Genomic DNA, 17,248 nt, shown 5'->3' with positions numbered 1-17,248 from the left:
CACTGCGCTGCCGCTTAGAACGTAAACCTTAACCCGGCGTTGAACTGCCAGTCGGTACGCAAGTCGCCGCCGAAGGTTTTCAAAGCATCAAAATACAGGTTGCTGTTTTTGGCGATCCCCAGATTAGCTCCCAGACCGATCTCGTACCAGGTGCCGTTCATATCGGCGCTTTCCATAACTGTGCTTCTGCCGTTATAATATGCTGCTCCACCGCCGTTACCGCCAAAGTCGTGCAGCAGCGATGCTTTTAGATAGGCATTGCCCTGCCGTCCGTTCATGGTAAATTCCTTACCACTCAAAACACCTATACGGGTCACAGCGCTGTTGACTGCGTCCTGACTGATCTCCGTACCATTGGACATAGTATAATCGGCACTGCCGATACGACCCAGGCTCAATTCTGCCTGCGGTTCTATGAACCAGCCGCCCTGCAGATCCTGCCTGTAACCGTATTCAGCACTGATACCGTAAGCCCAGGTATCGTAATCACCTTTAGCCGTATTGCCGCTTTTGTCTACCAGCTTAAAGTCATTGGCAAGTTTGCTGCCGCGGGCGATCACATCCAGATAATGGCCTTTGCTGCCCAGCCAGCTGGCATACAAACCTACGCCCGTGCTGCTCAAATCGCCGCTGCCGCTGTTGTAGCCGGAATTGCTGTCTATACGGTTGACGGCGATACCTGTGTAGAGCTTGCCGCCCTTATAATCCTGCACCTTGTCGATACCGCCCTGAAAGGCCGTATAGTCCTGATCGAAACTGCGGTCGTAAGCACTGTCGGCGCTCATTTCACCCCTGTAGTAACGGGCCCAAACGCCGCCTTTAGCAGCTTCAGGGTCGCTGCGCAGGTCGCCCATGCGTTTCATCAGGTTGTTGCCTTCGATGCGCCACAGATTACCGATCGACATCTGCGCGTCAGCGGCCGTCATCACAGCTTCTGAAGCGCCCACTTCTTTAAAATCTATTTTGGTGATCTTGACATCATTGCCGTCCACTGCTACGGTCGGCGTTGCCAGGAATCTCGTCAGCGGGTCGTCCATTTCGCTTTCTTTACCCACAAAATTATTCAAGTTCTGGTCAGTACCTAAATTAGTTATCGTCAGCACCGTCACATCACCCACAAAACTGTCCAGCTTGCTGCCATCAAAGGCTTTGTCATAACCAACGGCGATGTACTGCGTTGCCGTGCTGCTGTCAGCTGCCAGTTTAGCAAATGTAAACTTATCGGCATTAGGAATAATATTCGACAAATCAGTTGCAACTTTAAAGGTATTGCTGCCTGCCAGCTGCAAAGTGCCGCCGGTAATAGTACGACCCACGTTTTGGCCTTCAGCCGGGCTGCCAAAACCCAAAGTCGCATTGTTCAGGTAAGTAATAACCGTATCGTCAAGGTTTGTACCATCGCTATTTAAAACAGCGTTATCGTTAAACAACACTGTCGCGTTATCGGCATAGATAGCGTAGGCTTTACTGCCTTCCGGGGTTGCGGTATTCCCAGCTTTAGCGCCGATAGTGATAGCACCGCCGTCAGTCTTGGTGCTCAAAGTGATCACAGCGCCCTTTTCGGCATATACGCCATAGGCTTCGGCCTGAGCGCCCTTCTGGCCGATCTCACCATCTGCGCCTTCATTACCAGGTGTACCACCATTACCGCCAGTTCCAGCAGACCCACCTGTACCTTTAGCACCAAAAGTTCCACCATCTCCGGCAAGAGCTTCGGCGTTGATATTATCTACTGTCAGCTTAAGTACAGCCTTTTCGCTGCCCCACACGCCGTAGGCATAAGCATTACCACCTGTTCCGCCGTTGCCGCCTGTACCGCCGTTGCCGCCATTGCCATTGTCGTTACCAACACTACTATAAATCCTTCCACCATTACCACCATTACCAGCGTTGCCGCCATCACCACCGCTGCCGCCAGTGGCCTTAGCAGTAATGCTGTCTACAGTTGCTGCTGTAATACCGCTGCCCCACACGCCATAGGCATAACCATCACCGCCAGTTCCACCGTTGCTTCCAGTACCACCAGTGCCACCACTGCCGGCATTAGCGCTTCCTCCAGGATAAACATCACCACCAGTGCCACCATTACCACCAGTTTCTCCTTTACTGCCAACGCCGCCAGTTGCCTCAACCTCGATACTGCTGCCCGACATTTCAGTGCTGCCATACAGTCCGTAAGCGTAAGCCCCACCGCCACTGCTGCTAAGTCCTCCTTGACCGCCAATAACTCCATTTGTGACAACATCACTACTACTATGATAACTGTTTCCATCTGTACCCTTTGAACCTTGCCCGCTTTGGCCGCCGTCGCCACCTATAGCGTTCACACTGATACTGTTAGCAACAGTTATCTTAGCCCGACTGCTGCTGCGCAGTCCATAAGCCAAAGCCTTGCCGCCGCGGCCACCTGCACCGCCAGTGCCGCCACTAACTACGCCGTAGAGGCCGCCGGCAGTCCCATTCCCCCCATTACCACCAATAGCCTGTACTTCAATCCTACCTATCTCCAGTCCTTCAACCAAACCGTTCTGCACAGCAATACCAACAGCCATGGCCTGCCCGCCGCTGCCGCCGGGAATTCCTTCTGCGCCGACTTTCCTACTATTTGCACCGCTCTTACTGCCACCAGTACCACCAGTAGCCGCAGCTGTAATACTGCCAGTCACTGAACCCGAAATTGTGCCTTGCGCAATATCGATACCCAGCGCCTGCGACTCGCCGCCGCTGCCGCTGGCAGTGCTTTTAAAAGCACCCTCTCCATCATCACTATCGTCAGCAAAATCGCTGCCTTCTTTACCACCACCACCAGTCCCGCCAGTTGCCGTACTGGTGATATTAGCGGCTGTCAGCTGCACAACGCCGCCCTGTACTGCCAGGCCTTTACCCGTAGCATTACCGCCGGCAGCACCGTCAGTGCCTTTGTACAGTGTGCCGTCGCTGCTATTTACATCTCCATGAAAGCGTCTGGCACCGGCGCCGACGCCACCTTCGCCGCCTGTAGCCTCCAGTTCCAAATCAGCAAATTGTACGCTGTAAGAGCCGTTATCTGCAGCTGTCAGGCCATAGGCCTCAGCCGCACCACCCACAGCTGCCAGTCCGGCCGCACCATAGGCCGAGCCACCGTCACCACCCTTGCCGCCGGTGCCGGTGATCACGATATTGTTCCTTATATTTACCGACGCCGTTTCTCCATTCAAAATAAAGCCTCTAACAGAAGCAATGCCGGCTTTACCGCCATCTCCACCTTGGTTATCTTTACCTTTTTTCTCTATAATAGCAGCGTTGCCACCATCACCAGCGCTGACGTTTAAGGTAATGCTTTGAGCCGTCAGGCTGCTGCCAGCTACTGTCACCGACACTGCCGCATCACCGCCATCACCGCCATCACCGCCAACAACTCCGTTAAAATATTGGGGCGCATAGGTCCCTGTACTGGTACCGGTGCCACCGGAGCCGGCGCTGGCGTTTAATTCCACTGCTCCCATCTGAACGGCAGCCGCACCTGTAGTAAGCTCTAAAATAGCGCTGCCACCAGCGCCGCTTTGGCCCGTCTTATGGTTAGTAACATCTACATCATCCTTTAACCCACCGTTGCCGCCGCCTTTACCACCCTGCACTGTCAAGCTGACAGCTTTACTGCTATCGTTAACAGTCAATGTGCCGCTGAGGCCGGCACTACCACCCTTGCCGCCATTACCGCCATCGTCATTTTCATCAGTACCCTGGGTACCGTCTTTACCATCTGTATCAGCTGTACCCCCTACAGTTTCGTTATAGGCATCACTGATCACAACACCATTGCGAATATCATCATTGCCATCTTGTCCATTGTCAGCCGCCCAGGCGGTGCCAGCCCACAAGTTCAGTCCGCTGGCCGATACGATCGACATGGCCAGCAAGGTATGGGCCACCTTTTTTGCCAGCATTTGTTTTCTACTCATTTTCATCCTTCTTCCCTAGGTTTTTGTAATTTGATTTATCTTTATTTCTTCTTAACGTCTTTAAAAATATTTATCCCCAAGCAGGTATTTCAGCACGGCTTCGTAATACGAGGCCGCCTTCTGGTACTCGCCACGGTTATGCAGCAAACGCGCCGTCAGCAGCGCCGTTTCTACCGTATTGCCATCAACAGGCTGCAGATCGCTCCACAACGACTTTTTGACATACTGCCAATACAGCTTTTTTTCATCACTATCGTAATAGTAAATATGCCAGGGCTTCACATAGTCGATATAATGCACGATCACATCTTCCGCAGCCGCTTTCAGCAAGGTATTATTGATGATGATGCAGTTATACTTTTTGGGCAGCTCTACAAAATCACCATCGATAACGCCGTTAAGCGCGTCCTGATCGCCCCAGAGTATCTTTGTGCTGCCTACCTGCGCCAGCCACTGGAACAGCTGCTGCGTCAATTTTTGCTGCCTCCACTTAGTCAGATCCATCAGCAGCACGCCTGAATTGAAATAACCGCCGTTTTTGAGACCGATACGGTCACAGCTTTTGGCTTCGCCCCAGTCACGTACAGCGCCTAAAACCTTACCCTGCAAGTCCGTCTGCCACAAGGGTAAAATGTCACCTTTGCAGATGATGTCCGCATCCATGTAGATGATCTTTGTTATCTCCGGCGGCAGCAGCTCGGCGAACAGATAGCGGTAATACATGGCCTGCGTGATATGGCCTTTTGGTACGACAAAGGTCATACCCTCGGTACTTGTGATCTGGTAAAAGCGCAGCGTCAGATTACGGTACAGTACTTCCATCTGCTGTAATTTTTCCATATCCTCCGGCAGCAGCTCGTCATAGACGATGTGCACGATTAGATCATGCCCGATATTGTTATGTACCAGCGATGTGATGGTGATGCCGGCGAATTTGCCAAAATTCTTATCAATGCCAAAACCAAGATGTATTTGTTCAGGCACCTTGCACCTCCTCTCTTTGCCTCAAAAGTATTTTCTTTGGGCTGCTTTGTTTATACCTGACCGCCTCCCTGTCTGGTAAATTTAATATATCCTCCGCAGCTGTCGCCGCGGTTACAGCGTTTTATTTGTTTGACAGCCTTACAAGCTGTAAAAGCCTCTGCACTTCCTCTAGGGTATAGGCTTCTGCAGGGGTGTCCTGCTCAGTCGCAGCCTTTTCAGCCTGCTCTTTGCCCCAGTCCAGCGCCGCCTGGGTGTCTAAAAATACTTCCAGCTGGCATTCGAAGACATTGGCGATACGCAGCAGCAGCTTCAAGTTGACGTTGACATGGTTACGTTCCAGATTACTCAGATGGGTCTGGCTGATACCGATACGTTCAGCCATATCCTGCTGGCTTACCTGGCAGGCCATCCGCAGAAAGCGGATATTGCTGCCGATACGTGCCAAGCATTTTTCGTCGTACACCTTTACACCCCCACTCTGCGCTGCTGAAAATATTGTTCCTTCTTTGTCTTATTTTGCTGAAATTCTGATTTTATTTGCTGAAACCTTAAAAACATTTGTTAAAATAATATTCGCACCTATTATAGCACACCTGTACCCCCCACAAGACATACTAACGGATATATTCGACGCAGTTTGGCTGTCTTTTGCCCTTACGGTTTGATAGCCGCCAGGAGAGAAGGGGAGCCGCACGGTGTCACGGCTTGCCGGACACTGGTTTAGTGTTTTTCCTTTAAATTTTCTTTTTCTTTGAAATTCCAATTTTTGCTTTTAAATTTAGTTTTTTGTTTTTTTAGACTTTTTTTAATGTTCATTTCTTTTGGCGACAAAATCACATTAGACTTTCTTGAAAGAAAGTCAGCAAAGAACTTTGCGCACTGTGGCAAGTCCTGTTTTGCTTTGCTCGCTGTCCGGCTTCCGGGCAACTCGGCATTGCAGAACAAAGAAAATCTTTACCTACAAATCGTCAATGCCTCAAACAGTCCCTCCAGCGCTTACAGCTCGCAGCACACACAACGGACTTGACCACAATGTGCGCTCAAAACCCTGCATCGTACAAATTACTGCTGAATTTCATGAGAACGGTATCGATTGACTGATGTTATAAATCCTTAGTGACTAAAGAAGTAGAACGTAGGGTGTTAGGGCACATTGAGCAGATTTTGTTATGTGCGATGCGAATAAGGCGATAGCGGAGTGACTTGTTTGAGGCATTGTTGCTCAGATGATTTATCTTCGGCAACAATGCCGAGTTTCGCGGAGCCGCCGTTGAGCAAAGCTAAATAAAAATCTGCGACGTGCCGGTTTTTCTTTGGTTCGTTTCTTTTGCCGCCAAAAGAAATGAACTTTTAAACGAATTGCTTTCAAGAAAGCGGCATAATATAAAAACAAAAATCTAAATTAAAATTCTCAACAAAAGAAATTAACACTTAAAGAAAAGCTACATAAACAAAAAGTAAAAACTTGTTGACTTTCTTTCAAGAAAGTCTAAAGAAAATTCTAAAAAACATCGCAAAAAAAAAATTAGCCCCTTTCAGGGGCTAAAACTTTTTGCGCCATTTTTCCCTATTTACTTTTACACAAAACAGGCGTACACTAGCTACTGTTGTGCACGACGATCGACAGTATAACCGGTTATCATAAAATCAAGGGACTTGATCACCATAAATAAATTTAACGATTTCAACAATACCAATACAGACGAAACCCAGGCAGCACGCTTACAGCGGCTGATAACTGCCGCCCAAACAGGCGATAAGGCTGCGCTTTTACAGTTATGCGAAGATTTTAAGCCGCTGCTGCAAAGCGAGGCCCGCCGCGAAATGTTTTATAAGTCGCTGGGACACGACGCCGAAAGTATTGCCGTGCTGGCTTTTATCGAGCTGGTATTGAAATATAAGGGCGCCGATTACCTGAACTGGCCCGGTTATGCCCGCTGCAAGGTGCATTTCGCGCTGTTCGACGCTATGGAAAAGCAGGGCAGGATCTGGGAACATGAAACGCAGATCGATACGGGCAGTGAGGCCGGTATCGACCTGCTGGACAGCGGCTATAGCGCTGACGGCACTCTGGACGAGCTGGCGCAGCTTTTGCTATCGCTGGACCTGCAGGAAGCACTGGCGCAGCTGAACGAACAACAGCGCAGGATACTGCTGCTACTTTTTGTAAATGACCTGAAACCGGCGGAAGCTGCCAGATGTTTGCACTGTACGGTGCGCAATATCACAAAGCACCGTTTGAAAGCTCTGGACAGACTGCGGGAAATATTAATTATAAAGTGATTTGGCGTTTTATATGAATATACAGTCCCTCAAGCATCCCCTGCACACATTTATTAGAATACCAATCAATAACATTTGGCAATTCCATTCAGTACAATTCATGATTTTTATTCAGTATGATTACATGTATCAATTGCAATCATATGCTGAATTTATTGAGCAAGGTGTTGTAAAGCATATAAATAAACAGGTCTGACAGAATGCGCTGTCAGACCTGTTTTAAATTTTTCTGATCATCAATAAAGTTATTTTTACTGTATGTAATCAACAATATCCTTATCAGAAGCTAGCCATTCATCTCCTGATAAATAAAACAGTTCGTCACATGGTCATTCACCATACCTATGGCCTGCATGAATGCGTAGACGATCGTTGAACCAACAAATTTAAAGCCCAGCTTTTTCAGATCTTTGCTGATTTGATCTGACAGTGCTGTCGAGGCCGGTATCTGCTCCATCTTTTCCCAATGGTTTCTGATCGGAGTATAATCTACATAGGCCCAGATGAATTTATCAAAGCTTCCGTGCTTTTTCTGTATTTCCAGAAAGGCTTTAGCGTTCGTTACCGCTGCGGCTACTTTCAGACGGTTTCTGATGATCCCTGCATTTGCCAACAGCTCCTGCATTTTTACCTCATCATAAAGAGCTACCTTCTTAGGATCAAAATCATCAAAAGCTTCCCGAAACGCCTTCCTTTTTTTGAGCACCGTGATCCAGCTGAGTCCTGCCTGCATCCCCTCTAAAATCAACATTTCAAAAAGCCTGTTGTCGTCATGCACAGGACGCCCCCACTCCTTGTCATGATACTCAATATATATCGGAAGCTCACCTGCCCAGGAACACCTACTTTTTTCGCACATATTTTATTATCCTTTCCTACAATAAATATCATAATCAATATGATGCACTAAAATTAAATTTAGAGAAAATGATATAGCCTTTTATCTAACCAGTATTATAGCATAAATAGCGAAAGATTAAGCAACCTGACATCGTTTTTGAAACAGTGTCAGGTTACTAAAAAAATTCACTGTCTGTTGACGTAATAGATGCATTCACCTTTACCTAATTCTTTATACTTTTATCAAATTATGCGAAATCACTACTTTTTCATTGTAATTTATGCTATGATTTTACTCAAGAGAAACGGAGGTTTTAGCATGAGTAAAATAATAAAACCTGAACCATGGGTAAACACCAAAGAAATTGCCGAGCACATGGGTGTTACTGTGGAAACTGTTCGTAAATGGATCCGACTTGAAAAAATACCTTGCCATCGAATTGGTAAACTGTGGAAATTTAAAGTCAGTGAGGTTGACGAATGGGTGACAAGCGGGCAGGCAATCGAGTAGTCAACGATATTGAAAAGTGCCCAATTTACTAATCGCCATAAATTTATGATAATATATGACAACAAAAATTCAGCAAGCTCAGCCCCAAAGATTTGAGCATTACTCAGTATGATTATATGGAGGAATAAAAATGTCAAGTGCAGCACAGAGAGCCGAACTGCAATCTAAAATTTGGAAAATAGCCAACGATGTTCGTGGTTCTGTAGACGGATGGGATTTTAAACAATATGTTTTAGGAACACTTTTTTATCGTTTCATTAGCGAAAACTTTTGTAATTACATTGAAGGAGGAGACGATAGTGTCAACTACGCAGAACTCCCTGACAGCATTATAACCAAAGAAATCAAAGAGGACGCAATCAAAACAAAAGGCTATTTTATTTATCCCAGTCAGTTGTTTACTAACATCGCTAAAAATGCAAATACAAATGAAAGCTTAAATACCGATTTAGCAGCTATATTTTCAGCAATTGAAAGTTCAGCTAACGGTTATCCGTCTGAACTGGATATCAAAGGCTTATTTGCCGATTTTGATACCACTAGCAACCGCTTGGGCAATACTGTAAAAGATAAAAACAGCCGTTTAGCTGCTGTCATTAAAGGCGTTGCAGAGCTTGATTTTGGCGATTTTGAAAATAGTAATATTGATTTGTTTGGTGATGCATATGAGTATTTAATCTCTAATTATGCTGCCAACGCAGGCAAATCAGGAGGAGAATTTTTTACACCGCAGAGTGTTTCTAAACTGATTGCAAAAATAGCAATACACAAGCAAACAACAATCAATAAGATTTACGACCCCGCTGCCGGTTCAGGTTCTTTGTTATTGCAGGCAAAAAAACAATTTGACGAACATATTATTGAAGACGGCTTCTTTGGGCAGGAAATCAACCATACAACCTATAACCTGGCTCGTATGAATATGTTTTTACATAATGTAAACTATGACAAGTTCAATATCGCGCTGGGAAATACGCTTATAGATCCTCAGTTTAGAGATGAGAAACCTTTTGATGCCATTGTATCAAACCCCCCGTATTCAATTAACTGGATTGGCAGCGATGACCCAACTCTTATAAACGATGATCGCTTTGCTCCGGCAGGTGTGCTGGCACCAAAATCTAAGGCTGACTTTGCCTTCGTGCTTCATGCACTAAGTTACCTTTCCGGGAAAGGACGTGCCGTTATCGTTTGTTTCCCAGGTATCTTTTATCGCGGCGGTGCTGAACAAAAAATCAGAAAATATTTAATTGATAATAACTTTGTAGAAACAGTTATTTCTCTTGCGCCAAATCTTTTTTACGGTACTTCTATCGCTGTTAACATCTTGGTGCTTTCAAAACATAAAAGCGATACTAAAACACAGTTTATAGATGCAAGCGGAGAAGATTTTTTCAAAAAAGAAACTAATAACAACGTTTTGACAGAAGAACACATTGAAAAAATAATGGAATTGTTTGACAGAAAAGAAGATATAGACTACATTTCAAAATCTGTAGATAATGATGATATTGCTAAAGGTAACTATAACCTTTCGGTAAGTTCTTATGTGGAGACGAAAGATACACGAGAAGTTATTGATATCAATGTATTGAATGCTCAAATAAAAGAAACCGTAAAAAATATAGATACGCTTCGAACTGAAATAGATAAAATTATTGCAGAAATCGAGGTGTAATCAATGAGTAAATTAGATGAGCTGATAAAGGAACTTTGTCCGAATGGGGTAGAGCATAAGCCATTAGACTACGCATTCGATATTCTAGCAGGGGGAGATGTTCCAAAGGAATTCTTTTCAGAAACTAGAACCAACGAATTTCGTATTCCCATTTTATCCAATGGAATTGAAGATAAGTCATTATATGGTTGGACAAATAAAGCTAAAATTGAAAAACCAAGTATAACTATTTCTGCAAGGGGCACTATTGGCTGGACCAGCTATAGAGATTATCCGTTTTATCCTATAGTACGATTACTAGTATTAACACCAAAAGTGAAAATGAGCTTAAAATATGTGTATCATTTCATGAAAAGCATTGAAAATGATTACAATGTACCAAAAGTAGGTATTCCGCAACTTACAAAACCCATGATACAACACATTCAAATCCCCCTCCCCCCTTTGCCAGTGCAAGAGGAAATTGCCCGCATACTAGACAATTTCACGGAGCTTACAGCGGAGCTTACAGCGGAGCTTACAGCGAGAAAAAAACAGTATGAGTATTATAAAAACAAGTTGTTCAGTGAAGCTGAGGGCATTCAAGCAGTAACTTTGGATACAATAGCTGAAAATTGCGATTCGCAAAGAAAGCCTGTTACCAGTGGAAGTAGAGAAAATGGAGATATTCCATACTATGGTGCATCTGGAATTGTTGATTATGTAAAAGACTATATTTATGACGGAGATTATCTCTTGATATCTGAGGATGGTGCTAATCTTATAGCACGAACTACACCCATTGCATTTTCTGTTTCGGGAAAAATCTGGGTAAATAATCATGCACATGTACTTAGATTTGATGAATACGCAACTAGGCGATATGTTGAAATGTATTTAAACTCTATTGATTTAACGCCTTATATCACTGGAGCAGCTCAGCCGAAATTGAATCAAAAGAATCTTAATGATATTAAAATACCACTACCACAGCTTCCAGAACAACAACGCATTGTTGATATTCTCGACCGTTTCGATACTCTTTGCAACGATATCTCAACCGGTCTACCTGCCGAAATTGAGGCACGCCAAAAACAATATGAATATTACCGCGAGAAGCTTTTAACCTTTAAAGAAAAGATGAGCTAGAGGTGTAAATATGGGGACAAATCTAAATGAGATAGCACAGGAGTTAAAAGATAGCAATAAGAAAGTACAATTAATATACGCTTTTAATGGTACGGGGAAGACAAGACTTTCAAGAGAATTTAAAGCTTTAGTCGACCCCAAAATCGATATAGATGTAGAAGAAACATCCTTAGCTAGCAAAAAAATCCTTTATTATAATGCCTTTACAGAGGATTTGTTTTATTGGGATAATGATTTGCAAAATGACATTGATCCAAGTTAAAAATACACCCAAATGTTTTTACAAAGTGGGTTTTTGAAGACCAAGGGCAAGACAGTAATATAATTGATATTTTTCAGCACTACACCGATGAAAAACTAACACCACATTTCAACTCGCAATACACTTTTAAAAATGATGCGGGTAAAGATATAATAATAAATGCATTTTCAGAAGTGACCTTTTCTTATGAACGTGGCAATGATGAAGATAATCAACATATAAAGATATCTAAAGGTGAAGAAAGTTGTTTTATTTGGAGCATTTTTTATTCTTTGCTTGACCAAGTAGTACATGTATTAAATATCCCTGAAGAAAATGACCGGGAAACAAATCAGTTTGATAAGTTGGAATATGTATTTATAGATGACCCCGTAAGTTCGTTGGATGATAATCATTTAATTGAATTAGCCGTAAACTTAGCGCAATTGATTAAGCAGAGTGAATCTGACTTAAAATTTGTTATTACAACACATAATCCCTTGTTTTATAATGTACTCCATAACGAATTCAAGCAAGGAAATTTTTTTCTAAAAAAAGACGGGGACGCACAATTTGATTTAGTACCTCAAAATAACGATTCTCCTTTTTCTTATCACCTTTTCTTGAAACTAGAGATTGAAAAAGCAATTAAGTCAGGTCAGTTAAAAAAGTATCATTTTAATTTTCTTAGAAACATTTTAGAAAAAACCTCAACATTTTTAGGCTACAGCAATTGGGGTGAAATTTTACCAAAGACTAATGATGGCACCACAAAATCATATGAAAGTAGAATTATTAATATTTCAAGCCATTCAAAACATTCAGGTGAAGAGATTTCTGAATTAACAGATGATGACAAACGTGTTTTAGAATATTTATTAAATCAAATCAAGGCAAATCACCAATTTAAGTGACCTCATATGAAAAGTATAATTTAGGAGGCTTAAAATGTGCGACTATAACACCATTGCGGAATCAAACAATTTTATAGTTTTAGATAAATACACAAAATACTCAGTTATACATGAAACAGCATCTTTTTATCAAACTGAGTCATCCCTTGAGAGAGAATTTATACAAGACCTAGTTAATCAAGGATATGAGTATCTCCCGAAACTCACTACACCTAATGCAATGCTTGAAAATGCTCGTGCCCAATTACAAATACTGAACAATGTAGAGTTTAGTTCTTCAGAATGGGCACGATTTTGCGAAGAATATTTAGATAATCCAAGTGACAATCATATCGATAAAACCCGTAAAATCCATAATGATTACATTTATGACTTTGTTTTTGATGACGGACATATACAAAATATTTACTTAGTGGATAAAAAGAACCTATCAAGAAATAAAATGCAGGTAGTTTCTCAATTTGAACAAACAGGGACTCATGCCAATCGATATGATGTTACGATTTTGGTAAATGGGCTACCTTTGGTTCAGGTCGAACTAAAAAAACGTGGAATCGCCATTAAAGAAGCCTTTAATCAAATAAATAGATATAGCAAAGAGAGTTTTAATGCAGAAAACTCTCTGTTTAAGTATTTGCAAATTTTTGTTATATCAAATGGTACCGACAGCCGCTACTTTGCAAACACTACTAAACGTGATAAAAACAGTTTTGATTTTACAATGAACTGGGCAAGAGCAGATAATACTCTAATTAAGGATTTAAAGGATTTTACAGCTACTTTCTTTCAAAAAAACACATTACTTAATATTTTGCTGCATTATTCAGTCTTTGATACCAGCAATAACTTGTTAATTATGCGCCCTTATCAAATCGCAGCAACAGAAAGAATTTTGTGGAAAATTAACAGCTCATACCAAGCAAAAAAATGGAGCTCCAACGAAAGTGGTGGATATATTTGGCATACAACCGGATCAGGCAAAACCTTGACTAGTTTTAAAGCTGCCCGCTTAGCGACTGAACTTGATTTTATAGATAAAGTGTTTTTTGTTGTAGATAGAAAAGATTTGGACTATCAGACGATGAAAGAATATCAGCGTTTTTCACCTGATAGCGTGAACGGTTCTGAAAACACCGCCGGGCTGAAACGCAATATTGAAAAAGATGATAATAAAATTATTGTTACGACTATTCAAAAGCTGAATAATCTTATTAAAACCGAAGCTGATTTGCCTATTTACAATAAACAAGTAGTTTTTATTTTTGACGAGGCTCATCGTTCACAGTTTGGAGAGGCACAAAAAAACATTCATAAAAAGTTTAAGCAATATTATCAATTTGGCTTTACAGGAACACCAATCTTCCCTGAAAATGCCCTTGGTGCTGAAACAACTGCTTCAGTATTTGGACGAGAACTACACTCCTATGTTATCACTGATGCTATCAGAGACGAAAAAGTGCTTAAATTCAAAGTGGATTATAACGATGTTCGGCCTAAATTCAAATCAATCGAAATGGAACAGGATGAGAAAAAGCTGACTGCCGCCGAAACGAAGGAGGCGCTACTACACCCCGAACGAATCAAAGAAATTTCCCAATACATTCTGAATAACTTCAGGGTAAAGACACACCGCTCCCATGCCGGGGCAAAAGGGTTCAATGCCATGTTTGCCGTAAGCGGCGTTGATGCCGCAAAGCTCTACTACGAGGCATTGCATGACTTGCAAAAGGAAAGCGAAAAACCGCTGAAAATTGCAACGATTTTTTCCTTTGCCGCCAACGAGGAGCAAAATGCCATTGGCGAAATTGTGGACGAAACCTTTGAGCCCACAGCCATGGATAGCAGTGCAAAAGAGTTTTTAACGTATGCCATCAGCAATTATAATGCCATGTTCAAAACCAATTTTGGTGTGGAGAGCAAGGAGTTTCAAAACTATTATCGTGACCTTGCAAACCGGGTAAGAAAGCAAGAAGTCGATTTGTTGATTGTAGTCGGTATGTTTTTAACTGGGTTCGATGCACCGACATTGAACACACTATTCGTAGATAAAAACCTTCGCTACCATGGTTTAATGCAAGCATTTTCGAGAACCAATCGTATTTATGATGCTACCAAAACATTTGGTAATATTGTTACTTTTAGAAATCTGGAGCAAGCGACAATTGATGCCATTACTCTTTTTGGAGATAAAAACACCAAAAATGTAGTGCTTGAAAAAAGCTATAAGGAATATATGGAAGGGTTTACCGATATTTCTACAGGCGAGGCACGCCGTGGATATGTAGACGTAGTAAAAGAATTAAACGCACGCTTTCCTGATGTTGATAATATTGTTACTGAAAAGGATAAAAAAGATTTTGCAAAGCTGTTTGGTGAATATTTGCGAGTTGAAAACATACTGCAAAACTATGATGAGTTTACCAATTTAAAAGCCCTGCAATCAATTGATATACACGATACGAAAGCTCTGGAAGAATTTAAAGCAACTCATTATATGAGCGATGAAGATTTAGAAGCTATGGAAGGAATCGATATCCTTGATGAAAGAATAATTCAAGATTATCGTTCTACATATAACGATATCCGAGATTGGCTTCGTCGAGAAAAAGTAGGAAAAGATAAGGAAAGTGATTCAATCGATTGGGATGATGTTGTATTTGAAGTAGATTTATTGAAATCACAAGAAATAAACTTGGATTATATTCTTGAGCTGATTTTTGAAAAAAATAAAAAAGTAAAAGACAAAGAAATTCTGGTTGAAGAGATACGTCGTATCATTCGTTCCAGCATCGGAAATCGCGCAAAAGAAAGCTTGGTAATAGATTTTATTAACCAAACTGATTTAGACGATATTCAAGATAAAGCAAGCATTATTGATTCCTTCTTCTCATTTGCTCAAACTGAGCAAAAAAGAGAAGCAGAAGAATTAATTAATACTGAAAAACTTAACCAAGATGCAGCCAAACGGTACATCCTTGCTTCATTAAAAAAAGAATATGCTAGCGAAAACGGAACGGAACTAAATGAAGTTCTTCCTAAAATGAGTCCTCTTAATCCTACATATTTAACGAAAAAGCAAACTGTTTTTCAAAAAATAGCTGCCTTTGTGGAGAAATTTAAAGGCGTGGGTGGAACAATATAGGTTTAAAACATAAGAACAACAGTCCAAAGACAATTTATATATAAAGCATATGACACGCAATGCACGGGTATATATCACCCGTGCATTTTGCTTGTCAATCGCAGAAATTTTTTTACTTCTTGATGTTAAGGCCTAAAATAAAAAATCCGCGGGAATCCTTGTTTATCAAGGATTTCCGCGGAAAGCAAGTCCTATTCCCACTCGATAGTGGCATTCGGTTTAGGCGACAGGTCATAGCAGACGCGGTTGACGTTTTTCACTTCTGCCAAGATCCTGTTGGTGATTTTGTGCAGGATCGGCCAGTCCAGTTCTTCGACGGTAGCGGTCATAGCGTCGACGGTATTGATAGCACGGATGATGACCGGATATTCAAAGGTTCTGGCGTTATCGCGTACACCGACGGATTTGAAGTCAGGCACGACGGTAAAATACTGCCAGACTTTTTTATCGAGGCCGGCATTGGCAAATTCTTCACGCAAAATAGCGTCAGCTTCACGCACTGCTTCCAGACGTTCTTTAGTGATAGCCCCCAGACATCTTACGCCGAGGCCAGGTCCGGGGAAGGGCTGACGATAGACCATGCTGTGCGGCAGTCCCAGTTCGATACCGCAGGCACGCACTTCGTCTTTAAACAGCTGATACAAAGGCTCGACCAGCTTGAATTGCAAATCTTCTGGCAGACCGCCGACATTATGATGGCTTTTGACGCTTTTAGCTGTTTTCGTTCCAGATTCGACAACGTCAGGATAAATTGTGCCTTGTCCCAAAAATTCGATGCCGTCCAGTTTACGCGCTTCTTCTTCAAAAACACGGATAAATTCGGCGCCGATAATTTTTCTTTTGGCTTCCGGATCAGCTACGCCGGCCAGTTTAGACTGAAAGCGTTCGCTGGCGTCAACATAGACAAGATTGGCCTTAAGTTCATCTCTGAAAACTCTGACGACGCTTTCTGACTCGTCTTTGCGCATCAGTCCATGATTAACATGCACGCAGGTCAACTGAGAGCCGATGGCTTTGATCAGGAGTGCGGCAACAACAGAGGAATCGACGCCGCCGGACAGTGCCAGCAGGACTTTTTTAGCGCCGACCTGTTTTTTGATCAGTTCGACCTGATCGTTGATGAAGTTTTTCATATTCCAGTTAGCTGTAGCATGGCATTCGTCAAAAACAAATTTTTTGAGCAGCTCCAGCATAGCTGCATGTTCCGGCCAGGCAGGCAGGTTTTCGACTTTCGCCAAAGCATGGCCAACGGACATTACCGGTACGCCAAACTGATAAACAGCGGCCTCCACATCAATCTGCTTACCGTCGATAATATTATTTTCTCCACCGTTGATGATGATACCTTTGACATTCGGCAGTGCCTGCAGCTCTGCCGCTGTAATATCATGCGCCTTGATTTCACTGTAAACACCAAGTTCCCTGACGGCGCGGCCCACCATCGTATTTTCATGGCTGCCGAGGTCTAAGATTACGATCATATCCTGCTGCATAATAAATTCTCCTGTTCGCAATAAATTTTTATATTTAGTTCAGATATATTAATTTTACCATATTTAACGCTTCCAGCTCCACTAAATTATCAG

At 42.6% G+C, this 17,248-nt stretch carries 10 protein-coding genes and 1 pseudogene; 6 read left to right on the top strand and 5 right to left on the bottom strand.

The genetic code is table 11. From position 1 onward, the window contains the following. Positions 1 to 14: 14 nt before the first annotated feature. The 3 genes from Q4G98_RS07395 to Q4G98_RS07385 all read right to left on the bottom strand — a co-directional run bounded on the left by Q4G98_RS07395 (position 15) and on the right by Q4G98_RS07385 (position 5,388). The gene (locus tag Q4G98_RS07395; protein WP_301961914.1) at positions 15 to 3,941 is read right to left on the bottom strand and encodes an autotransporter outer membrane beta-barrel domain-containing protein; all 3,927 of its coding nucleotides are present in this window, start codon (positions 3,939 to 3,941) and stop codon (positions 15 to 17) included. 60 nt (positions 3,942 to 4,001) lie between these two features. Then, the gene (locus Q4G98_RS07390; RefSeq protein WP_298565465.1) at positions 4,002 to 4,925 is read right to left on the bottom strand and encodes a glycosyltransferase family 8 protein; all 924 of its coding nucleotides are present in this window, start codon (positions 4,923 to 4,925) and stop codon (positions 4,002 to 4,004) included. 121 nt (positions 4,926 to 5,046) lie between these two features. Beyond that, positions 5,047 to 5,388: a helix-turn-helix domain-containing protein gene (locus Q4G98_RS07385; protein WP_301961913.1), complete on the bottom strand. Its 342-nt coding sequence runs from the start codon at positions 5,386 to 5,388 to the stop codon at positions 5,047 to 5,049. 1,193 nt (positions 5,389 to 6,581) lie between these two features. Here Q4G98_RS07385 and Q4G98_RS07380 point away from each other — a divergent pair. Next, positions 6,582 to 7,208 carry an RNA polymerase sigma factor gene (locus Q4G98_RS07380; RefSeq protein ID WP_301961912.1) on the top strand — a complete coding sequence of 209 codons (627 nt, stop codon included), beginning with the start codon at positions 6,582 to 6,584 and terminating at the stop codon, positions 7,206 to 7,208. 286 nt (positions 7,209 to 7,494) lie between these two features. Here the strand turns inward: Q4G98_RS07380 and Q4G98_RS07375 are convergent, their stop codons facing one another. Then, the gene (locus Q4G98_RS07375) at positions 7,495 to 8,067 is read right to left on the bottom strand and encodes a DNA-3-methyladenine glycosylase I (protein ID WP_298562965.1); all 573 of its coding nucleotides are present in this window, start codon (positions 8,065 to 8,067) and stop codon (positions 7,495 to 7,497) included. A gap of 300 nt (positions 8,068 to 8,367) precedes the next feature. Between Q4G98_RS07375 and Q4G98_RS07370 the strand changes: the two genes are divergently transcribed. The 5 genes and pseudogenes from Q4G98_RS07370 to Q4G98_RS07345 all read left to right on the top strand — a co-directional run bounded on the left by Q4G98_RS07370 (position 8,368) and on the right by Q4G98_RS07345 (position 15,662). Continuing rightward, entirely contained in the window at positions 8,368 to 8,559 is a 192-nt protein-coding gene (locus Q4G98_RS07370) for a helix-turn-helix domain-containing protein (RefSeq protein WP_293662831.1), read from the top strand. A 130-nt stretch (positions 8,560 to 8,689) separates the two neighbouring features. After that, entirely contained in the window at positions 8,690 to 10,237 is a 1,548-nt protein-coding gene (locus Q4G98_RS07365) for a type I restriction-modification system subunit M (protein WP_298562967.1), read from the top strand. Between the two features lie 3 nt (positions 10,238 to 10,240). After that, on the top strand, positions 10,241 to 11,365 hold the full coding sequence (locus Q4G98_RS07360) for a restriction endonuclease subunit S (RefSeq protein ID WP_298562969.1): 1,125 nt from the start codon (positions 10,241 to 10,243) through the stop codon (positions 11,363 to 11,365). Between the two features lie 10 nt (positions 11,366 to 11,375). Continuing rightward, positions 11,376 to 12,520 (top strand): annotated as a pseudogene (locus Q4G98_RS12395) (AAA family ATPase). A 34-nt stretch (positions 12,521 to 12,554) separates the two neighbouring features. After that, a complete protein-coding gene (locus Q4G98_RS07345) occupies positions 12,555 to 15,662 on the top strand; it encodes a type I restriction endonuclease subunit R (RefSeq protein ID WP_298562975.1) in 3,108 nt (1,035 codons plus the stop codon). Between the two features lie 191 nt (positions 15,663 to 15,853). Here Q4G98_RS07345 and guaA read toward each other — a convergent pair whose 3' ends face one another. After that, positions 15,854 to 17,155: a glutamine-hydrolyzing GMP synthase gene (gene guaA / locus Q4G98_RS07340; protein WP_298562977.1), complete on the bottom strand. Its 1,302-nt coding sequence runs from the start codon at positions 17,153 to 17,155 to the stop codon at positions 15,854 to 15,856. Between the last annotated feature and the right edge of the window lie 93 nt (positions 17,156 to 17,248).

The organism is uncultured Phascolarctobacterium sp. (assembly GCF_958349595.1).
Classification (GTDB): domain Bacteria; phylum Bacillota; class Negativicutes; order Acidaminococcales; family Acidaminococcaceae; genus Phascolarctobacterium.
Note: the sequence above shows the minus strand (reverse complement) of the source record. Positions and strands in the feature narration are given on the sequence as shown.